This is a genomic window from Alistipes sp. CAG:29, assembly GCF_000435435.1.
Classification (GTDB): Bacteria; Bacteroidota; Bacteroidia; order Bacteroidales; family Rikenellaceae; genus Alistipes; species Alistipes onderdonkii.
The window spans coordinates 1-4949 of the sequence record NZ_FR893435.1 but is presented as its reverse complement, the minus strand read 5'-3'; the positions used below and the strand labels follow the sequence as shown (position 1 = coordinate 4949).

Genomic DNA, 4949 nt, shown 5'->3' with positions numbered 1-4949 from the left:
TACGAAAACAACGCGATCTGGCTCTCGGGCGAACCCGTGTCGGTGTTAGACTTGCCGTACTGGCCGAAAAGCTCCTGCTTTTTCTCTGCTGTTAAATAAGCCATTTTTGAAAGTTTATTTAAATTCCACTCTACGACGCATCCCCCTTACCGTGGATAACGCCAGAGCGTCCGGCAAAGTTACGAAATAATTGACAATTAAGCATGGCAAATGAAAAATTATTTACCTTTTTTACACGGATTTATCGCCTTAAACTCCGGAAAATACTATTTTTGCGGCAAAACAAGTCTACGTTATGGTAAAGACGCTTATTTTCGCACTCCTCGCGACGATGTGCGCAACCTTCCTGTGGGGCTGCGGCGGCAAGGTTTCCTATACGACCGTCGACGGGACGATGCTCGGCACGACGCTGCACGTGGTGGCCGACGTGCAGGGCACTTCGCCGCAGGAGCTCTACGCCGCCGTCATGGCGCTCGACCGGGAGGCCAAGGCCTCGATGTCGATCTTCGACCCGGCGTCGCTGCTGAGCCGCCTGAACCGCAACCAGACCGACAGCGTCGACCGCCATATCGCCTTCAACCTCCGCCTGGCCGACAGCATCAGCTCGCTGAGCGACGGCCGTTACGACGTGACCGTCAAACCGCTCGTCGAGGCGTGGGGCTTCGCCGGGAAAGAGGCGCAGGAGAACCCGAACGTCGATTCGATCCTTGCGTTCGTGGGCCGTCAAAAGGTGCGCATCGAAAACGGCCGCCTGATAAAGGACGATCCCCGTGTGCAGCTGGATTTCAATTCGATCGCCAAAGGATATACCGTCGACCTGCTCGCGCAGCTCGTCGAGTCGTTCGGTGCCCGGAACTACATCGTCGACATCGGCGGCGAAGTCCGCTGCAAGGGCGTCAACCGGCAGGGGGATCCGTGGCGCATCGGCATCGAGACCCCGTTCGACGGCAACATGTCGAACGGCGAATACCTCCAGCGGCGTATCGGGATGACCGAAGGCGGCCTGGCCACCTCGGGCAATTACCGCCGTTTCTACCTCGATGCCAAAGGCAACAAGATCGCCCACACGATCGACCCCCGCACGGGGCGCAGCGCCGTTTCGCGCCTGCTGTCGGTGACGGTCGCGGCTCCGACCTGCGCCGAGGCCGACGCCCTGGGAACCATGTTCCTGGCGATGGGGGCCGACGATGCGCTGGCCGCGGCGAAGTCCATGCCCCGGATGAAAGTCTATTTCATCCTCGCCGACGGCGCGGATGGCTATGAAGAGTATGTTTCGCCCGCCATGAAGGCGGCAATCATGCAATAACCGATTTATGAAAAGCGCAGTTTTCCTCTACAACACCCAATCCGGCAAGTGCAAGATCGGCCACTGTACCGATAGCATCTGCACCGTATTCCGGGCTTACGGCTACGAGATTACCCCGCAGCCGATCGACTTCGAAGCCAATCCCTTCGACGGCAACGAGCAGATCAGCCTGATGGTCGTGGCCGGCGGCGACGGCACGGTCAACTATGTGGTCAACTCCATGAAAAGCAAGGGGCTAGATATCCCCTTGGGGGTAATCCCCGCAGGTACGGCCAACGATTTCGCCGGGGCGCTCGGCATGTCGCACAAACCGCTCGAAGCAGCAAGGCAGATTGCCTCGGGCGCCATCGACCGGGTGGATTGCGGCTGTGTGAACGGCCTCTACTTCGTCAATATTTTCAGCTTCGGCATCTTTACCACCACCTCGCAGCGTACGCTCGACGAACGCAAGCACAAAATCGGCAAGCTGGCCTATATCATCGAAGGGGTCAAGGAGTTCCGGGCGATGCACGCCGTGCCGCTCCAGGTCGTGGCCGACGGCGAGGCGTTCGATTTCAATTCGCTCATGGTGCTGGTTTTCAACGGCGAAACCGCCGGGGGATTCCGCCTTGCGCGCCGGTCGTCGATCAAGGACGGCCTGTTCGACTGCCTGATGCTCGAAAAGAAGAATTTCCTGCGTTCGACGCTGGCCATGGGGCGTTACCTGCTGGGCGGAAACCCCAAGATCGTCCGCCACCTGCGGGTTCGGGCGCTGGACATCGTCTCGACACTCAACGAACCTACGGACGTCGACGGCCAGAAGGGTGCCGAATTTCCGCTGCATATTGAGTGTATCGCCGGCGGCCTGCGTGTGATGTGCCCCCGCGAGGAGGGGAAATAAAGGCGGGACAAAATCCGGCCGCGGACATTGCGTTTCCTTTGTTTTTTGCACGAGATATTGCATTTGCGTATGAAAAATGTTACATTTGTCCGAAATACCACGACGATATGGCGGATACTATCAAAACGGCAAGGGCGATAAGGGAGAGCGGAAGGGAGAACTTGCGTAAGGTTTCGATCTCCCGTATCAAAAAGGAGATGAACGATGTGTTCTATCTCTCCGACGATCTGGTAATCACAACGCTTTCTGCACAGAACAATACGACGGCCGAGTACCCGGCTTCGATCGACGGTTTTTCGGCCATCATCATGATGACAGGCGAGGCGACCGTGTCGATCGACATGCAGAATTACAGTGTCAAACCCAATACGATCGTCTTTTTCAATCCCGACAGCATCATCCGCACGGTGAAATGTTCGGCGAACGCCGCAGCCTATTTCCTCGCCTTCTCCAAGTCGTTCGTCAACGAAATCCAGATAGACCTTTCTACCTCGCTGCCGGTCTACATGCGCTTCGGGAAAGCCCCCGTGCTGGAAGTCGCGCCGCAGGACGTGGATGAGATACGCCAGTTGTTCCAACTGATCAAAACCATGCTGCGCAGCGACAAGGAGCGTTACCGCCACGAGATCATCCGCACGCTCTTTACCACGGCGTTCTACATCATCACCGAGATTAACCAGCGCGAGCAGCCCGGCGGAATCAAACAGGGGCGCTGCGAAGTACTTTTCGACGAATTCATGTCCCTGTTACAACAGTACAACAAGCGGGAACGCAACGTGAGTTTCTATGCCAAACAGTTGAATATCACGCCTAAATACCTTTCATCGGTCGTCAAGGAAGTCAGCGGGAAAACTGCTGCGCGCTGGATCGACGAGTCGGTGATCCTCGAGGCCAAAGCGTTGCTGAAATACTCGGGAATGAGTATCCAGGAAATCGCTTACCACCTCAATTTCTCGACCCAGTCGTTCTTCGGCAAATACTTCAAGCAGCATACCGGCACAAGCCCCTCGCGCTACAAGCGCAAAGGCTGATCGGCATGCGCGGCCACAGGATGAATCCCTCTCCCGAAGAGGGATTTTTCTTGTGCCTTTTCCCGACGGGGAATAAGGCCGGATTTATTATTGCATATCAATCGCATAGGACATATGTTGCCGGGGCAACGGGGCTTTTTCCGCCCCTTAATTTGTAAACCATAGCGTAAACCGGAAAAAAGATGAAAATTGCAAAAGCTACCATTACCGCGCTCCTTTACACCTCCAAGACCCTTGCCAACGGCGAACACCCCGTCATGATCCGGGTCTGTTACAACGGCAAACGTAAATACAAGAGTACGGGGCTCTCCTGCCCCGCAAAACTCTGGAATACGGCGAAACAGGAAGTACGCGGACGCCATCCCCTTTCGATGAATATGAACGCCCTTATCGAATCGGAACTGATGTGCCTGAAAAACAAGGTGCTGGATTACGAACGGCAGGGCATGGCCTATTCGGTGCAGAGCCTGCTCGAGGCTTCGGGGCGGAAACCGCCGTCGCGCAAAACGCTGGACGACCTGTTCGAAGAACGCATCGCCTATTTCAGGGACTCCATGCAGAAACACAATACGGCGGCCGGCTACCAGACGCTGCGGCATATTATCGGACGGTATTCCCAGAACCGGACGGTCGAGCTGTTCGACGTGGACAAGGCCTGGCTGCAGGATTTCGAACAGCACCTCCATACGCGCTACGCCGACACGAGCATAAAACGCTTCTTCAGCGCATTCAAGGCGCTGATGAATTACGCTTGCCAAAGCGGCCAGCTGGCCGTAAGCCCGTTCCACGGGTTCCGCCTCAGCCGGAGGCTCGATGTCAGGACGGCCAAGCGGGCGCTGGAAACCGGGGAACTGGAGGCGATCGTACGTTACTACCTCGACACCTATTATTATAAGACGAACCGAAAGCCCGATGTAAAAACGATGCAGCGACGCTACTGGCGCAACCGTGTGTATGGGCCGGACGGCACCGTCAGGCAGGCCGCGATCGATGCCGAACAGTTTTCGCTCGCGCTGTTTATCTGCTCCTATATCTTCCAGGGGCTTGCCCTGGTCGACCTCGCCCGGCTGAAGTGGAAGGATATGGTCTGCATCGAAATTCCTGACAAGGAGAAATACGACCGGGATCGTACGACATACGGCCTGCGATATGCCGAGGTGCACAAGGCCACAGCCACGTTCTACGAAATCAACCTCGTCCGTGCCAAGACGCAACACCCGACACGGGTGCTGGTCGAACGGTCGGTGGCATGGCCCTACATGGTGCCGTTCTTAGGGCCGGGAAAGGCGCGGGGCAACGATTTCGTCTTTCCGATCTACTTCGACGAAGACCCTGTGCATCAGTTCGAGCGGATCACCTATGCGAACAACGTGATAAACCAAAGCCTGCAACGGGTTGCCAAACGCATCGGCCTCACGCGGAAAGTCACCTTCTACGCGGCACGCCATACCTATGCGTCCAGGCTCTACCATGCCGACGTTCCCCTGCCCCTGATCGCTCAGAACATGGGACGCAATCCCGCGGAGATCGAGACCTACCTCAAGGAGTTCGACACCGACAAGATTATCAGCGCCAACAAACGCATCTGGCAAATCCCCCGGACAGAACCGCTCGAAACGAATACCGGCGGATTGTAAACCGTCCTGTCAACCGGCTATTTCTTATTGTCATTAACAGACTGATAAACAAGGTCAAAATAATTATCCGCACTGTTCCTCACGGAGAACATTGT

4 protein-coding genes and 1 pseudogene are annotated in these 4949 nt (G+C 56.3%); 4 read left to right on the top strand and 1 reads right to left on the bottom strand.

Annotation, left to right across the window (positions count from 1 at the left end; all coding sequences use genetic code 11):
- Positions 1-104 (bottom strand): annotated as a pseudogene (locus QVP03_RS04230) (30S ribosomal protein S15); the annotation flags it as partial.
- Positions 105-295: 191 nt separating this feature from the next.
- Between QVP03_RS04230 and QVP03_RS04225 the strand changes: the two are divergent.
- From QVP03_RS04225 to QVP03_RS04210, 4 genes are all read left to right on the top strand, one after another.
- Positions 296-1306 (top strand): FAD:protein FMN transferase, encoded by a 1011-nt coding sequence (locus QVP03_RS04225; RefSeq protein ID WP_022332338.1) that lies wholly within the window; start codon positions 296-298, stop codon positions 1304-1306.
- Positions 1307-1313: 7 nt separating this feature from the next.
- Positions 1314-2186: a YegS/Rv2252/BmrU family lipid kinase gene (locus QVP03_RS04220; RefSeq protein ID WP_022332337.1), complete on the top strand. Its 873-nt coding sequence runs from the start codon at positions 1314-1316 to the stop codon at positions 2184-2186.
- Between the two features lie 107 nt (positions 2187-2293).
- On the top strand, positions 2294-3217 hold the full coding sequence (locus QVP03_RS04215; RefSeq protein WP_022332336.1) for a helix-turn-helix domain-containing protein: 924 nt from the start codon (positions 2294-2296) through the stop codon (positions 3215-3217).
- Positions 3218-3399: 182 nt separating this feature from the next.
- Positions 3400-4854 carry a site-specific integrase gene (locus QVP03_RS04210; protein WP_018696264.1) on the top strand — a complete coding sequence of 485 codons (1455 nt, stop codon included), beginning with the start codon at positions 3400-3402 and terminating at the stop codon, positions 4852-4854.
- Positions 4855-4949: the final 95 nt, after the last annotated feature.

What these genes read in the sequence shown, in the direction of transcription:
- QVP03_RS04225 (WP_022332338.1), top strand. Translation starts at nt 296, where the DNA reads ATGGTAAAGACGCTTATTTTCGCACTCCTCGCGACGATGTGCGCAACC.
- QVP03_RS04220 (WP_022332337.1), top strand. Translation starts at nt 1,314, where the DNA reads ATGAAAAGCGCAGTTTTCCTCTACAACACCCAATCCGGCAAGTGCAAG.
- QVP03_RS04215 (WP_022332336.1), top strand. Translation starts at nt 2,294, where the DNA reads ATGGCGGATACTATCAAAACGGCAAGGGCGATAAGGGAGAGCGGAAGG.
- QVP03_RS04210 (WP_018696264.1), top strand. Translation starts at nt 3,400, where the DNA reads ATGAAAATTGCAAAAGCTACCATTACCGCGCTCCTTTACACCTCCAAG.